The organism is Kitasatospora sp. NPDC051702, from assembly GCF_040681575.1.
In the GTDB taxonomy this organism is placed as follows: domain Bacteria; phylum Actinomycetota; class Actinomycetes; order Streptomycetales; family Streptomycetaceae; genus Kitasatospora.
Window position 1 is genome coordinate 136,160 of sequence record NZ_JBFAZB010000004.1, and the last position, 13,642, is coordinate 149,801.

18 protein-coding genes and 1 pseudogene are annotated in these 13,642 nt (G+C 73.8%); 10 read left to right on the forward strand and 9 right to left on the reverse strand.

The genetic code is table 11. From position 1 onward, the window contains the following. The first annotated feature begins 11 nt into the window (after positions 1 to 11). The 4 genes and pseudogenes from AB0N04_RS05550 to AB0N04_RS05565 all read left to right on the forward strand — a co-directional run bounded on the left by AB0N04_RS05550 (position 12) and on the right by AB0N04_RS05565 (position 2,329). Positions 12 to 380: a nuclear transport factor 2 family protein gene (locus AB0N04_RS05550; RefSeq protein ID WP_360207043.1), complete on the forward strand. Its 369-nt coding sequence runs from the start codon at positions 12 to 14 to the stop codon at positions 378 to 380. Positions 381 to 449: 69 nt separating this feature from the next. Next, complete coding sequence (locus tag AB0N04_RS05555; RefSeq protein WP_360207046.1) at positions 450 to 929, forward strand: hypothetical protein; 480 nt, start codon at positions 450 to 452, stop codon at positions 927 to 929. Between the two features lie 113 nt (positions 930 to 1,042). Then, positions 1,043 to 1,399 (forward strand): annotated as a pseudogene (locus AB0N04_RS05560) (methyltransferase domain-containing protein); the annotation flags it as partial. 183 nt (positions 1,400 to 1,582) lie between these two features. Then, a complete protein-coding gene (locus tag AB0N04_RS05565) occupies positions 1,583 to 2,329 on the forward strand; it encodes a phosphotransferase (RefSeq protein WP_360207049.1) in 747 nt (248 codons plus the stop codon). A gap of 116 nt (positions 2,330 to 2,445) precedes the next feature. Here AB0N04_RS05565 and AB0N04_RS05570 read toward each other — a convergent pair whose 3' ends face one another. Further along, positions 2,446 to 3,744 (reverse strand): MFS transporter, encoded by a 1,299-nt coding sequence (locus AB0N04_RS05570; protein ID WP_360207051.1) that lies wholly within the window; start codon positions 3,742 to 3,744, stop codon positions 2,446 to 2,448. Positions 3,745 to 3,862: 118 nt separating this feature from the next. On the opposite strand from AB0N04_RS05570, the gene AB0N04_RS05575 reads away from it, so the two are divergent. Next, on the forward strand, positions 3,863 to 4,090 hold the full coding sequence (locus AB0N04_RS05575; protein WP_360207054.1) for a hypothetical protein: 228 nt from the start codon (positions 3,863 to 3,865) through the stop codon (positions 4,088 to 4,090). 113 nt (positions 4,091 to 4,203) lie between these two features. Here the strand turns inward: AB0N04_RS05575 and AB0N04_RS05580 are convergent, their stop codons facing one another. Continuing rightward, positions 4,204 to 4,818: a helix-turn-helix domain-containing protein gene (locus AB0N04_RS05580; protein WP_363363363.1), complete on the reverse strand. Its 615-nt coding sequence runs from the start codon at positions 4,816 to 4,818 to the stop codon at positions 4,204 to 4,206. 37 nt (positions 4,819 to 4,855) lie between these two features. Here AB0N04_RS05580 and AB0N04_RS05585 point away from each other — a divergent pair, with 37 nt between their 5' ends. Next, positions 4,856 to 5,182: a rhodanese-like domain-containing protein gene (locus tag AB0N04_RS05585; protein WP_360207058.1), complete on the forward strand. Its 327-nt coding sequence runs from the start codon at positions 4,856 to 4,858 to the stop codon at positions 5,180 to 5,182. Between the two features lie 139 nt (positions 5,183 to 5,321). On the opposite strand, the gene AB0N04_RS05590 is transcribed toward AB0N04_RS05585, so the two are convergent. After that, on the reverse strand, positions 5,322 to 5,714 hold the full coding sequence (locus AB0N04_RS05590; protein ID WP_360207061.1) for a peptidoglycan-binding domain-containing protein: 393 nt from the start codon (positions 5,712 to 5,714) through the stop codon (positions 5,322 to 5,324). A 200-nt stretch (positions 5,715 to 5,914) separates the two neighbouring features. On the opposite strand from AB0N04_RS05590, the gene AB0N04_RS05595 reads away from it, so the two are divergent. Continuing rightward, positions 5,915 to 6,937, forward strand: a complete 1,023-nt coding sequence (locus tag AB0N04_RS05595) for a DUF5937 family protein (RefSeq protein ID WP_360207064.1) — start codon at positions 5,915 to 5,917, stop codon at positions 6,935 to 6,937. Positions 6,938 to 6,978: 41 nt separating this feature from the next. On the opposite strand, the gene AB0N04_RS05600 is transcribed toward AB0N04_RS05595, so the two are convergent. Continuing rightward, positions 6,979 to 7,200, reverse strand: a complete 222-nt coding sequence (locus tag AB0N04_RS05600; RefSeq protein ID WP_360207067.1) for a hypothetical protein — start codon at positions 7,198 to 7,200, stop codon at positions 6,979 to 6,981. A 153-nt stretch (positions 7,201 to 7,353) separates the two neighbouring features. Between AB0N04_RS05600 and AB0N04_RS05605 the strand changes: the two genes are divergently transcribed. Continuing rightward, positions 7,354 to 7,929, forward strand: coding sequence for an NUDIX hydrolase (locus AB0N04_RS05605; protein WP_360207070.1), 576 nt, complete (start codon positions 7,354 to 7,356; stop codon positions 7,927 to 7,929). A gap of 229 nt (positions 7,930 to 8,158) precedes the next feature. Continuing rightward, positions 8,159 to 8,554 (forward strand): S24/S26 family peptidase, encoded by a 396-nt coding sequence (locus AB0N04_RS05610; RefSeq protein WP_360207072.1) that lies wholly within the window; start codon positions 8,159 to 8,161, stop codon positions 8,552 to 8,554. Positions 8,555 to 8,724: 170 nt separating this feature from the next. Here the strand turns inward: AB0N04_RS05610 and AB0N04_RS05615 are convergent, their stop codons facing one another. The 3 genes from AB0N04_RS05615 to AB0N04_RS05625 form a co-directional block, all read right to left on the reverse strand. Next, positions 8,725 to 9,504: a hypothetical protein gene (locus AB0N04_RS05615; RefSeq protein WP_363363441.1), complete on the reverse strand. Its 780-nt coding sequence runs from the start codon at positions 9,502 to 9,504 to the stop codon at positions 8,725 to 8,727. 147 nt (positions 9,505 to 9,651) lie between these two features. Then, positions 9,652 to 10,230, reverse strand: a complete 579-nt coding sequence (locus tag AB0N04_RS05620; RefSeq protein WP_363363368.1) for a GNAT family protein — start codon at positions 10,228 to 10,230, stop codon at positions 9,652 to 9,654. Positions 10,231 to 10,372: 142 nt separating this feature from the next. Next, entirely contained in the window at positions 10,373 to 11,251 is an 879-nt protein-coding gene (locus tag AB0N04_RS05625; RefSeq protein WP_360207080.1) for a sigma-70 family RNA polymerase sigma factor, read from the reverse strand. An 83-nt stretch (positions 11,252 to 11,334) separates the two neighbouring features. On the opposite strand from AB0N04_RS05625, the gene AB0N04_RS05630 reads away from it, so the two are divergent. Beyond that, positions 11,335 to 11,784 (forward strand): carboxymuconolactone decarboxylase family protein, encoded by a 450-nt coding sequence (locus tag AB0N04_RS05630; RefSeq protein WP_360207083.1) that lies wholly within the window; start codon positions 11,335 to 11,337, stop codon positions 11,782 to 11,784. A gap of 484 nt (positions 11,785 to 12,268) precedes the next feature. Here AB0N04_RS05630 and AB0N04_RS05635 read toward each other — a convergent pair whose 3' ends face one another. Both AB0N04_RS05635 and AB0N04_RS05640 read right to left on the reverse strand, forming a co-directional pair. Further along, complete coding sequence (locus AB0N04_RS05635; RefSeq protein WP_360207086.1) at positions 12,269 to 12,784, reverse strand: RICIN domain-containing protein; 516 nt, start codon at positions 12,782 to 12,784, stop codon at positions 12,269 to 12,271. 438 nt (positions 12,785 to 13,222) lie between these two features. After that, positions 13,223 to 13,426: a DUF397 domain-containing protein gene (locus tag AB0N04_RS05640; RefSeq protein ID WP_360207089.1), complete on the reverse strand. Its 204-nt coding sequence runs from the start codon at positions 13,424 to 13,426 to the stop codon at positions 13,223 to 13,225. Positions 13,427 to 13,642 lie beyond the last annotated feature (216 nt).

The window sequence follows — 13,642 nt, forward strand, 5'->3', positions numbered from 1 at the left end:
GGGGGCGCAGCATGTCGTTCCGCACCACGTCCGAGGTCGTCCACCGCTTCAACCGGGCCTTCATCGAGCACGACGCCTCGCTGCTCGCCGACCTGGTCGCCGAGGACTGCGTGGCCGAGGTCACCTGGCCCGCCCCTGACGGGACCCGCTACGAGGGGCGCGCCGCGTGCCTGGCGCTGTGGCGGGCGCTCGCCGAGGACCGCACGTGGCGGTTCGAGCCGGAGGCGGTGGTGATCACCGGTGAACGGGCGACGGTCCGCTGGCGCCACCACTACGGCGACGGCCCCGGCGACACGGTGCGCCGCGTCCACCTCACGCTGGTCCGGGACGGGCTGATCGTCGAGTGCCTGGGCTACAGCAAGTCCCCGGACGGCAGTTGAGCCTTCCGCTCCGGCCCCGCCCCGCCCCCAGGGCCGGGGCGGGGGCCGGGCGGGTGCGAGGATGCGGGGGTGTACCGGTACCTGAGCGTGCGCTCGGACGCCCGCCACCGCGCGGGCGTGCCGGCCTGCGTGCTGGTGGAGCACCTGGACGCGGCGCCCGGCCTGCGCAGGAGCGACGCGGCCTGCTACCTGGCCGCCGACGGCCACCACTGGCTCAGCGTGGTCCTCGCCGCCTGCGACGACGCCGGGAACCACGCCGTCCACGAAGGCCGGGTGGCCGACCGGATCAACCTGGTCGAGCTGATCTGCTCCTCGGCCGACGGCCGCCCCGGCCACGACGCCGCACTCGCCCGGGCCGCGGGGGTCGCCGACCTCCTCGGCTGGGAGGTGGTCGACTCCGACACCGGTGAACTCCTGCACGGTGGCGGCCCGTCGGCCGTCGCCGCCGCCGCGGCGGTCCCCGCGCAGGCCGTCGCCGCCGCGGCACGGTGCACCGCCGGCTGCCCGACCTGTTCGGGTGTCGACGGCGCGGCTGGGTCCGGATCCTGAGCGGACGCAAGGCTGACGGCAGTGCAGGGGACGCGGACCACGGCACGATCGGCGGCGGCTACGCCGACTGCCTCCGGCGCCCGGACACGCGGATCGAGCAGGCCCTCACCGCGGCCCTGGGTACGGCCCGCACCGTGATCATCGTCGGTGCCGGGGCCGGGCCCTACGAGTCGCCGGCGTTCGAGGTGACGGCGGTCGAGCCGTCGGCGTCGATGCGCGCCCAGCGGCCCGCCCACCTGCCGGCCGCCGTCGACGCCGTCGCCGAACACCTGCCGTTCGCCGACGACGCGTTCGACGCGGCGATGACCACGTCGGCGTGGAGCTTCGTCGACGAGCGGACCCGCGAACGCCACACGGCCGACCTGCGCCGCGACCTGGACAGCGGAGCCTGGGGCGCCCGGTTCGGCACCCTGCGCCACCAGCCCTTCCACCAGGGCTCACCGGTCCTGGTGACCTCCGTCCCGGCCTGACTCCTCCGGGCCGGTCTCACTGCGCCGTCCGACGCCGTCCCCTCAACTCGGCGAGCCAGAGCCGCACCTGCGCGTCGTCGTGGAGGTAGCAGCCGTGGCCCGCACCCGCGGGAAGGTCGGGCGCGTCATCGCAGGTGACAAACGCGGCGACGCCGGCGGCCGTCGCCGGGATACTGGTCGCCCATGAATGAGGTCGAAGTCGTCGTCGCCCATTCCGAGCGCGCGACCCTGCGCGTCGGCGACGTGTTCCTGAAGGTGGACGCCGATCAGGCGCGCATCGACACCGAGGTCGAGGTGTTGTCCCTCGCGCCGGTTCCGACCCCGCAGGTCCTGTGGCGCAAACCGCACGTCCTCGCGATCGCCGCGGTCCCGGGGGCGACGCTCGGGCGCCTCGGCGGGCCGTCGACCGGGTCGCCGGCGGCGTGGGCCGCGGCGGGCGCCGCCATCCGGCGGCTGCACGACGCGCCGCCGCCGCCCTGGCAGGGCCGGGCCGGCCGCAGCGCGGTCGCGCTGGCGGCCGAACTCGACGAGGAGTGCGGGGCGCTCGTGACGAGCGGCCTGCTGCCCGCCGACCTGGTCACCCGCAACCGCCGGATCGCCGAGGCCGCGCTCCGGCCGTGGACCGCGGCGTTCACGCACGGCGACCTGCAGATCGCCCACGTCTTCGTCGACGGCGACGAGGTCACCGGCATCATCGACTGGTCCGAGGCGGGCCGGGGCGACGCCCTGTCCGACCTGGCCACCTTCACGCTCGGACACGAGGAGCGCCTCGACGACGTCCTCGCCGGCTACGGCACCGACGTCGATCGCGACGTGATCCGCGCGTGGTGGTCGTTGCGAAGCCTGCTGGTGGTCCGCTGGCTGAGCGAGCACGGATTCGACCCGTTCGCACCGGGCTGTGAGGTCGACGTGCTGAAGTCCCGGATGTGAGGGGCCCGGGCCGGAGCCGTCCCCGCGCGGACGCGGCCGGAGCCGAGCGCTGCGCGGGAGACGTCCGGCAGGTCCGCGGCCCGCGGCCCGGACAGCGGCAGCCCGGCACGGGAGTCCTACGCGCCGTCGGGCAGCGGGGCCCGCTCGGGCCGGTCCTGGGCCGTCGCGGTCGGCTCGGCCGGGGCGGGGGCCGGGCGGCGGGTGCGCAGCGCCCAGGCGGCGACCGGCGGTCCGGCTGCGCCCAGGGCGGCGAAGAACACGCCGAGCAGCAGCCAGCCCGCCTGCCCGAGCCCGAGGACCGCCGTGGTGAGGACCAGCGGGGCCAGCGCCTGTCCGGCGTTGAAGCCGACCCCGAGGAAGCCCTGGTACTGCCCCTGGGCGTGGTCGGGGGCGAGGCCGAAGCCGAGCGCGTAGCCGCCCGAGGACTCCCACACCTCTCCGAGGCTGTGCACGACCACGGCGAGGACGGCGAGCCCCGGCGCGACCCAGACCGGAACGTCCGCCGTCAGGGCCATCAACGGGCAGCTGACCAGGAAGAGCAGCCCGGCGAGGCGCAGCGCCCGGCCGCCCTGGCCCGGGGTCTCCACCCGGGAGCCGATCCTGCTCTGCAGCAGCACGCACACCCCGCTGCTGACGGCGTTGACCGCCGCCACCGTCCAGCGGGGCGCGTCGGTGTGGGCGGAGAGCCAGATCGGCAGGAGCAGGGAGACGGTCTGGTACTGCAGGCCCATCGCGCCGTAGAGCGCGACGAAGGTCAGGTACGGCCGGTCGGACAGGACGGCCGCGTGGTGGTGCTCCTCGGGCCGGGGCAGCGGCCGGTAGTTCGGGACGCCGCGCAGGGCGATCAGGGCGGCGCAGGCGAAGCTGGCGGCGTTGGCGAGGATGAGCGCGGTGTACGCCTGGCGGGTGCCGACCGACACGGCGACGGCGGCGCCGAGGGTGCCCGTCACCACGCCGAGGTTGACGAAGGTGCGCAGCTTCGCGCGGAAGGCGGCCGGGTGGTCCCCGCCGGCGCGGGCGACGAGCGCTCCGCCCGCGGCCCCGCCCGCCGTCGCCGCCAGGCGGTCCAGGGTGGCGATGAGCGTGAACGTGCCCCAGTCGTGGATGAGGACGAACGCGGCCATCGTCGCGGCCTGCAGGGCGACGGCCGTCAGCCAGACGGTGCGCGGCCCGTAGCGGTCGGCCAGGTTCCCGGCCGGGACCCCGGCCAGCAGCCCGACCAGCCCGGCGACGGTGAGGCCGACCCCGACCTGCGCGGCGGGCAGGTGCACCACCAGGGTGAAGTAGAGCACCGCGGCGGTGTTGAACAGCCCGTTGCCCACCCGGCTGACGAAGCTCGCGACGATCAGGGCGCGCTGCGGACCACCCGGCCCCAGCACGCCGGACATCCGTGACCCGGTGCTCTTCATGATCATGTCGAACAGGCTAACAGCGGCCCCCCGGGGCCCTTTTCGAACGGGGGCCGTCCGGGCCGCACCGTGCGGAGGTGCGCATTCACCGCACGGCGAGCGGGAGTTGGGGAAGGAATGCTCCATGGCGAAGCTCAGGCGCAACCGGTTCACCGGGCCGCCGATGATGTTCACGCTGCTGGCGGGGATGACGGCGCTGGGTGTCGCGGGGTTCGTGCTGCTGCTCGTCCACGGGGCGGGCGTCTGGGCCGTCGTCGGGATGGCCGCCGCCGTTGTGCTGGCCCTGGCCGGGGTGCTCGGCGCGCTGTTGCTGGCCATGATCCTCGACGGGTTCAAGAACAACCTGCGCTGAGCGGTCCGACGGGGTCGGGTCAAGGCGCCGGGAGCGGGTGCCCGTACACGGGAAGTCGGCCCGGCCGACTTTCCGCGCCCCCGCCACCGCCCGCCGGACGGCCCCCGGGGGCGTCACAGTGCGCTGTGGGCCAGGCGGATCAGGCCGCTGCGCATCCGCTGCTCGCCGAGTTCGGGCAGGAGCGCGGCGACGTGGTCGGCGGCCAGGGCGGCGAGCAGGGCGTGGGCGGTCTGGTCGGGGTCGGGGGCGGTGGCGAGCAGGATCGCCAGGTGGCGGTGCCAGAACCGGTAGGCCCCGATGCGGTAGCGGGCGCCGGGGGTGGCGGTCTCGGACATCCGGACCAGCGCCAGGTGCTCCAGCAGGTAGTCGAAGTACGCGTCGATGAACGCGGTCAGGCGCTCGGGCGCCGGGGCTCCGGGGCCGAGCGGCGGCGGCCCGTGCAGGATCCCCTCCTGGAGGACGCGCTCGCGGGCGTCCAGGAGGGCGACGGCGAGCCCCGACTTGTCGCCGAAGCGGCGGAACAGGGTGCCCTTGCCGACGCCGGCGGCCGCGGCGATCTGGTCCATGGACACGGCCTCGACGCCCAGTTCGGCGAAGAGTCCGGCGGCGGCGTCCAGGACCGCGGCCCGGTTGCGGGCCGCGTCGGCGCGTTCCTTGGGCGGCGGGGTGCGCAGCAGGTCGAGGGGGATTGCCGAACCGGACTGCGGTCCGTTACTGTCGTGAGCCATAAGAGGACTGTAGTCCGATTCCTTCGGAGGTAGCGACATGACCGCACTCATCACCCGTGACGACCTGGCCGCGGCGATCGAAGCCGACACCGTCACCGTCGTCGACGCGCTCGGCGGCGCCTACTACGACCAGCAGCACCTGCCCGGCGCGCTGGCCCTCGTCCTGGCCGACGTGGACGCCCAGGCCCCCGCGCTGCTGCCCGACCTCGACGCCGCGATCGTCACCTACTGCTCCAACCCCGCGTGCCCCAACAGCGGACAGGTCGCCGACCGGCTGACTGCCCTCGGCTACCGCAACGTGCGCAAGTACCGCGAGGGCATCCAGGACTGGGTCGAGGCGGGCCTGCCGGTCGAGACCGCCTGAGCCGGAGCGGGGCGGGAGGGCGGGGCGTGGGGCCGGGGGCGGGGGAGCGGGAAGTCGCCCCCGCCGACTTCCCGCTCCCCGCAGCGCCGGAGCGGCCGGTGACGGGTCGCCCGGGCCGTTCGCTCCGGCCGTCCCGGGATCAGCCCGGCAGCTGGCTGCTGCAGCCCGACAGCCAGTCGCCCAGCTCGCCGTGCAGCGGATCGTCGTTGCCGTGCCCGGCGTTGTAGCGCGTGCTGATCACGGACTTGATGGCGCCGCCGGTCAGCGGGCCGACGATGCCGTCACCGCGCAGGCCGTGCGAGTCCTGGAAGTCCACGACGGCGTTGTAGGTGAGGATGCCGAAGCTGCTGTCCGGCTCCAGGCCCGCGGCGTCCACGTCGTTGAGGGCGCGCTGGAGGCACTTCACGTTCGGGCCCGACATGCCCTTGGAGATGCTGCCCGCGGCGTTGGCGGAGCCGACGGTCAGGGCGAGGGCGGCGGCCGCGCCCACGGCCAGGGTGGCGGCGCGGCGCGTCCAGGTGTGCATGCGCATGGTGGTCTCTCCTCGGATCTTCACGGTGTCGTCCCGGCGGCGGATCTCCCGCCCCCGCCGCCGGGACGTCTCGGTTGCGATGCCGATGACGATGCGTCAGCCGCGTGCCCCGGGGCCAGGGTTTCGGCCCTCGCCGAATCCCCGCCGGACCCCCGCCGGGCCCCTTGTCGCGGGCCGGCCACGCGGCCCAGGATCGGCGGGTGCTGACCATCCACCTCACCGAGCAGGACCTCGCGCGCACCCGGATCGCGCCGACGGCCGACATGTCCACCGAGCTGTCGCTGAGCCTCCACCTGCTGGCGACCCGCCGCACCGAGCACCGGCTCGGCCAGTGGCGCGAGCAGCTCGGGCGGCGCTGGAAGCCGCGCTCGGCGGTGCTGTTCGACCTGTTCTCGGCCACCGCCGTCCCGGAGTTCCTCACCGTGCGGCAGGACGGCCGCGACACCGCCGAGGCCACCGCGGACGGGCTGGACCGCGCCGGCCGCCACTACCTGGGCGGGCTCGGACGCCTGCGACGGCTGACGCCCTTCGCCCGGGACCTCGCCACCGGGGACCGCAGGTCACGGCTGCTGCTCGGCGACCTCACGGCGGAGTACCAGACGGCGGCGATCACCCCGTACTGGGAGCGGATCGACTCCCTCGTCGCCGCCGAACACCGTTACCGGACACGGCAGCTGGCCACCGCCGGCCTGGACGAGGTGCTGGCCACCCTGCACCCCGCCGTGCGCTGGCAGCGGCCCTTCCTGCGCCTGCCCGGCGCGCGCTGCCCCGTCGAACTCGACCCGGCGGGCCGCGGCCTGCTCCTCCAGCCGGCCGTCTTCGCCCCCGGCCGCCCGGTGGTCGCCGCACTCGAGACCCCGGGCGCGCAGCCCGTCCTGATCTACCCCGTGCCCGCCGACCAGCGCCCGCTCACCGACGACCGGCCCGGCCCACGCCCGGCCCTGACGGCCCTCCTGGGCCGCACCAGGGCGGCCGCCCTCGGCATCCTGGCCGCCGACGGCCCGCTGAGCACCAGCGACCTCGCCACCGCCCTCGGCCTCGCCCCGGCCACCGCCAGCCAGCACGCCAGCATCCTGGCCGAGGCCGGACTGATCGCCAAGGAGCGCCGGGGCGGCACGGTGGTGCACCACCTCACCCTGCTGGGCGAGGTCCTGCTGCGCGGCGGGATCACGGACGCCGAGCAGAGCGCGTCACGCCAGCTGGCGGGCGGCGGCGAGGGCTGAGGCGGGCCCCAGGGGCTTCCGGCGAAGCCACCCGGCGGGCTTCAGTTCCACGGCTCCCGGTGAGGGTCCTCGCCCAGCACCCGCGCGGCGGCCTCGCACAGGTCCGCGCCGAAGAGCTGGTTGCTGCCCCACTCGGAGCCCCACAGCTCGGACGCGGCCTCGGCCACGGCACGCCAGCTGTACTCCTCGTCGACCCGCCACGTCCGGATCCGGGCGGCCATCTCCGGGGTGAGCGTCGCCGGATCCACGATGCTGTGCGTCATGGCGCCGACCCTAGCGCCCGTCGGTGCCCGGCCGTCCGCCACCGGGCCGTCCGTGCCCGTTCCCGGCCGTCCGGCGAACCGGCCGGGCCTCCTGCGGCGTCTCCGCCACCTGCGGACGTGCACGAGCAACGAACCATGCGAGGAGCCCAGACGATGCCCCACCCCGGATCCGCCTCCGCCGAGGTCCCCGCCTACCTCCCCGGCATCGCCCGCGCCTTCCCCGCGGTCTCCTGCCTCGTCACCGACCCGGACGGGCGCATCCTGCTCGTCCGCAGCTTCAACCGTGAGCCCTGGGGCTGCCCCGGCGGCGTGATCGACCCCGGCGAGACCCCCGAACAGGCCGCGGAGCGGGAGCTCCTGGAGGAGACGGGGCTGCGCCTGAGCACCGGGCGGCTGCTCCACATCGCCTGGGCCAGCGGCGACGGCAGCGACCTGCCGAACATGCCGGGCGTCCAGTTCTACTTCGACCTGGGCACCGTCCCGCTTCCCCACCCGCCGCTGCGCCTCCAGCCGGACGAGATCCGCGACGCCGCCTGGGTCGCCCCCGCCGACCTCCCCGCCTACACGGGCGCCCTGCGCCTCTCCCGGCTGCGCGCCGCCCTGGCCGCCCGCGCCGGCGGCGAGGTCCGCGTCCTCTCGGCCACCCGCGCCGAGCTGGCCGCGGACGCGGCGGCCTACGCCGCGACGCTGCGCACCGGGCCCGCCGGGCGCACCGAGTCCGCCGGGTAGGGCAGTCGGTGGCCCTGACCGGCCGGGTCGTCCGGCCGGCTCCTCACCCCTGCCCGGTGATCATCTCGAGCACGGCCCGCGCCGTGTTCCACCTGCCCGGCGGCCCAGGCACCGATGTCCGCAGCGGCGCCGCGGCGCTGCTGCCGACGTGCCGCTGCCGGCGTGCCGCGCCGTCAGCGGCAGCGGAAATGCTTCGCTGCGGCGGGGCCTGGTCGGGCACCATCGGCGGATGGGCATGTTGGATGCAGTCGCAGGCAGAGTCGCCGGCGGGGCGACCGTGGAGTTCCGACCGAGTGGCTCCTCGATGGTTCCCTTGATACGCAGTCGGCAACAGGTGGTCGTCGCGCCGGTCGACCCGTCGAAGCTGGACGTCGGAGACATCGTTCTCGCGCGGGTCGCCGGGACCGTGTACTTGCATGTGGTCTCGGCGGTGGACCAGCCCCGGAAGCGGGTGCAGATCAGCAACAACCGGGGACGCGTCAACGGCTGGACCGGCCATGACCGTGTCTTCGGCATCTGTCTGGCGGTCGAGGGTGCGACCCGGGCCGGGGCGGCGGGAAAGACGCTCGGGGCCACCTCTCCGGCAACTCCCGGGCAGAAGCCCTCCTCGCACAACCCGAATTGACGGTGTGTGCCCCAGCCGGTCGTCCACGCCCCGCGACCTGATGTCCGCGCTGCACACGGTGGTCTTCGACGCCTCGCCGGAGACCGCGGTGTTCGCCGTCGCCCCCCCCGGAGCGGAAGCCCAGGACAGCTGCCCGCCACCTGCCGAACGACGGCATGCCCGGCCTCGGGCTATCCGGTGGGCGCCCGCTGCCTGCGCCAGCGGTCCCGGTGGAAGATCGGTTCGACGGCGACGACGCAGAACGCGTGCATGGGCCGGTCGGTGCGCCCGGGGTCGAAGAAGCCGACCATGTCGCCGAGGAAGCTCTCGCCGTGCCGGTGGACGTGGGGGTCCTGGGCGACGCGGTCGCCGACCGCGGTGAGCCAGTCGCCGATCCAGAACAGGACTTCGGCGCGGGCGGTGATGACGATCGTCCCGGCGCGCTCGGCGAATCGGGCGGGATGGCGATCGGCTCGGCGACGGACGTCGTCGGGACGGTCCGAAGCCCGTGCCGCCGGGGCGGTCACGCTCAACGGCGCCGAGGAACGGCGCATCCTGTGCCGCAGGTCGGGCCAGTCGGAGAGCCGCAGCCCCGTGTCCTCACGGGCCAGCAGCACGGGCAGCGGACGGGTGTCGCCGCCGGCCGGGGCCGTCGGTCGGGCGCCCGGCGGGACCGGGATGTGGATCGCGCTGTGCGAGCTCGCCGCGGCGACGCGGAACAAGGCACCGAGCCGAAGGAGATCGGCGCGGCTCGCGCGCAGATACCCGACGTGGTGGTCGGGAGGGTGGACGAAAGTGTTGCGGAGCATGGGGCCGGTGCTCAGGATCCGGCTGAGACCGGATCCGGGATCGGCGACAGGATGGCTCGTCACCCGCAACCGCATCCGGCCTTCGTCCACCCTCATGCGCGAGGTACGACACGCACGCCGGGCGTCGGCGACGGAGATCTCCGTAGGCATGGGAGTGATCATGACCGCCACCCGCCCGCCACCGCCAACGGGTTTACCGGCCCTTGCGCGAGGCCGGGCGCCCGGGGGGAGCGTGGGAAGTCGGCGGGACCGACTTCCCGTGCAGCGGGGTGGAGCCGGCGGGCGGTGCGCTGCGCCCGGGGGAGGGCGTCAGCTCGCCGGGTGCGGGTGGCCGCGGTGCACGGTCCACTCGGGGGCCAGGACGCCCATCGTGTGGGCGTCGATCCATGCGCCGTCCCAGCACAGCGCGTCGCGCCGGGTGCCCTCGTGGACGAAACCGAGCTTCTCGTAGACGTGGTGGGCCCGCAGGTTGAAGGCGAAGACCTCCAGTTCGACCCGGTGCACGCCGATGGCCTCGAAGGCGTGGGCGAGGACGAGCCGGCTCGCCTCGGTGCCCAGCCCGCGGCCGAAGGAGCGGCGGTCGAACAGGCTGATCCGGAACGAGCAGGAACGGTTGCGGGCGTCGAGCTCCGACAGCACGACCTCGCCGACACAGGTGCCGGTGGCCCGTTCGACGATCGCCAGGTCCAGCCGATCGGCGTGCTCGGCCCGGGAGCCGTACCAGCGTTCCAGCGTTTCGAGGCCGAAGACCTCGTGGGTGCCGGTCAGCCGATCCGTTTCGGGGTCGGCAGCCACCGCGACCAGCGCGTCGGCCGTGCAGACCGGACGCAGGAGCACGCGCTGGCCGGCGAGCGTCGGCTTCTCGGCGAAGGAGATCTCCGTAGACATGGCAGCGATCATGACCGCCACCCGCCCGCCACCGCCAACCCGTTTACCGGCCCTCGCGCCAGGCCGGCGTCCTGGTCGAGCGTCACGAGCGGGCGGCGTCACGGGCGGGCGGCGTGACGGGCGGGCGGCGTGACGAGGCCGCTCACGCAGGGGCAGGCAGGTCGATCCGCGCGAGCTTGGCCGGGTCGACCACTGCCGTGATGGCGGTGATCCGGCCGTCGGTGACGGTGAACGCGAGGACCGAGAGCGGGGTGCCGTCCTCGCGCCAGGAGAGGACGCCGGGACGGCCGTCCACGAGCGCCGCCCGGCCCAGGGCGGCCGCGCCGGCGGCCAGCTGCGCGCCGGCGGCGACCTTGGTGGCGCCGAGGGTGACGACCACACCGCCGGGGGTGTCGACGGTGAGCCTCACCTCGGGATCGAGCACGCGGAGCAGACCGTCGAAGTCGCCACCGCGGGCCGCCGCCAGGAAGGCGTCGACCACCTCGCGCTGTTCCCGGCCCGCGCGGGTCGGCCGCTCGGTCGCCCGAACCTTCCGGCGGGCGCGGCTGGCGAGCATCTTGGCGGCGTCGGTGGACTTGCCGAGGATGCGCCCGATCTCGTCGAACGGCACCGCGAACAGGTCGTGCAGCACGAACGCCAGCCGCTCGCCGGGCCGCAGCGAGTCGAGGACGACCAGGAGCGCGAGCCCGAGCGAGTCGGCGAGCACCGCGTCGTCGTCCGGGGCGGGGGCGTCGTCGAGCGTCACCACGAGTTCGGGCAGCCGGTCGTCGTAGGACGCCTCTGGGCGGGTCCGGCGCGAGCGCAGGACGTCGAGGCTGATCCGGCCGACCACGGTGGTCAGCCAGCCGGAGAGGTTCTCGATGACCGCCGCGTCCTGGCGGGAGAGGCGCAGCCAGGCCTCCTGGACCACGTCCTCGGCGTCGGCGTGCGAGCCGAGCACGCGGTGGGCGACCGCGCGCAGCCGGTCGCGCTGGGACTCGAACGCCTGGGCCACCGGGTCCGTCGAGCCGGTCTCGAACATGTTGTTACCTTCCCCGAATCCGTTCCGTCATGGGTGATGACGGGTCCGGACGGGCCCGGGTAACCGCTGAAGGAGCAGGACTGATGGAACCACGCCTCAAGGGTGCGATGAACCCCGACCTGATGACCGCGATCCAGCACCTCCACAGGGCGATAGCCGCCGGAGGTGTCGACCGGCGCCTCCTGTCGCTGGTCCACCTGCGCGCCAGTCAGATCAACGGCTGTGCGCCGTGCGTGTTCGCCACCGTCTCGGGCGCGAAGAAGGCCGGGGAGACGGACGAGCGACTGCACCACGTGGTCGCGTGGCGCGAGACGCCGTTCTTCACCGACGAGGAGCGGGCGGCGCTCGCGCTGACCGAGGCCGCCACCCGCATCCAGGACGGCGCTCCCGGTGTGACCGACGAGATCTGGGATGCCGCCGCCGACCACTTCACCGGGGAGCAGCTGAACGCGATCATCCTGGAGATCGCCATGACCGGCTTCTTCAACCGGATCAACCACACGATCCGGGAACAGGCCGGCAGGAGCTGGTGAGCCCACCAGGGCGTCGTCCACGGGGGACGACGCCCTGGTGGCCGGCCGGCGCGGCGAGGGCCACGAACCCGACGACCAGCAGGGCCCGTTCGAGTGGGAAGTCGGCGAGGCCGACTTCCCCCTCATGGAGCAGAGGAGGCGGGGCGGCGGGATCGCAGGCGCGGCAGGCGACTTCGCCGCCTGAGCTGGGTGGTGCGGCGGATTCGCGCAAGCTCAGGTGGAATCGGACCGGATGGTGTGGCGGACGAGCCGCTGGTGCTGCTTGAGACGGGCAGAGCATCGTCCGGCCACCCCCGGAGCGCGCCGCCCGGGGAGTCGCTCCCGTGTTGCTCAGCAGATGAACGGGCAGGAACGTGCTTGCAGGGACGGTGGAATGAGTGTGGCTCCGCACCCTTTGGGCTGCGGAGCCACACTCATCGTGGTGCCGGCCGGATTCCGCCGGTTGCCAGCCGCTGCGCTGGAGGACCTTTCAGTCCCTGTGCGGTCAGGCGTACTCAGTGACCCAGCGCTGCTCGGTGGGGTAGTCGGACGCGCAGCGCCAGAGGGTGAGGTAGGTGCCGTTGGCGTGGCTGCCGCCCTTGTTCGTCAGGCAGCGGTAGTCCGGGCCCGAGTAAGTGGTCCAGGTCCAGCCGGTGTCGAGGCCGAACTGCTGCGGGTAGTTGGTACCGCTGTAGTCGCAGTCCCACAGCGTCAGGACGGCGCCGTCGGTCTCGTAGCCGTTGCCGTACGGGGTCAGACACTTACCGCTCGCCCGGTTCACGAGCCGATAGCCGGGGCCGGCCACCTGCACGTCCCACTGCTGCAGAGGCGAACCGGTGCAGTCCCACAGGGTGATGATGGTTCCGTTGGAGGTGCCGTTGCCCTTGGGGGTGGCGCACTTCCCCGAGTACTTGTTCTGCAGGGTCCGCCAGTCCGCGGCGCTGGCCTGCGGGGCGATCGAGACGTTCATGACGACCGCGGCCAGGAGGGCCGCGAAGACAGCAAGAATGGACTTACGCATAATCAACTTTCCTGAGCGGAGCACACGGTACGCCCCATGTCCGGCCGTGGGCAGGCCGTCGGGCTCGACGGCCTGCGGCCAAGATCAAGTAAAACACCTGACATCGTTGAAGGTTGTGCCCGAAACGATCACCGTTCCGTAACGACTCCATTGCCGCACGAGGGCGTAGCGGCGCTGGTCAGAGGCATGTTGAACCCGGGCCTGACGACTGTCGGGTCATCAGCTTCTCTGTCACCGCGAGCACTGTGAACGGCGAACGCACCAGTACGAATGTCCGGCTGATCACCACTCTGCTCGATCCCGATCGCCATCCGGCCGCGGACCTGGCAGCCCTTCACCATGAGCTGTGGGAGGCCGAGACGGCCTGCTTCGGCATGACGAGGCCCTGGTGTCCCACCTCGCCGCCCCGTGGGTGGGGCGGCGAGGCGGGTGTTGCTGTCAGTGGGCGTCGAACTCGCCGGTGCGGACGGCGGTGACGAAGGCGCGCCAGGCGTCGGCGGTGAAGGTGAGGGCGGGGCCGTCGGGGTCCTTGGAGTCGCGGACGGGCATCACGCCGGTGTAGCCGTCGGCGACCTCGACGCAGCCGTTTGACCCACCGCTGTAGGTGCTCTTGCGCCAGGTTGTGGGGTGGGTGTCGTTCATCCGGTGCCCTCCTGATCGAGCGTTGCTGAGGCTCACATCACGGTAGGGCCGGGAGTGGGAAGTCGGCGAGACCGACTTCCCACTCCTCACCAGACCCGCTGGCGAGCCGTGAATGCGCCCCACCTCGTCGCTCTCGTCCGAGCCGGAGCCCACTTCGAACGCGGCTATCTCGTGGAACGGTCGAACACGACCGCAGTATGAAGCATGAACAGGGTG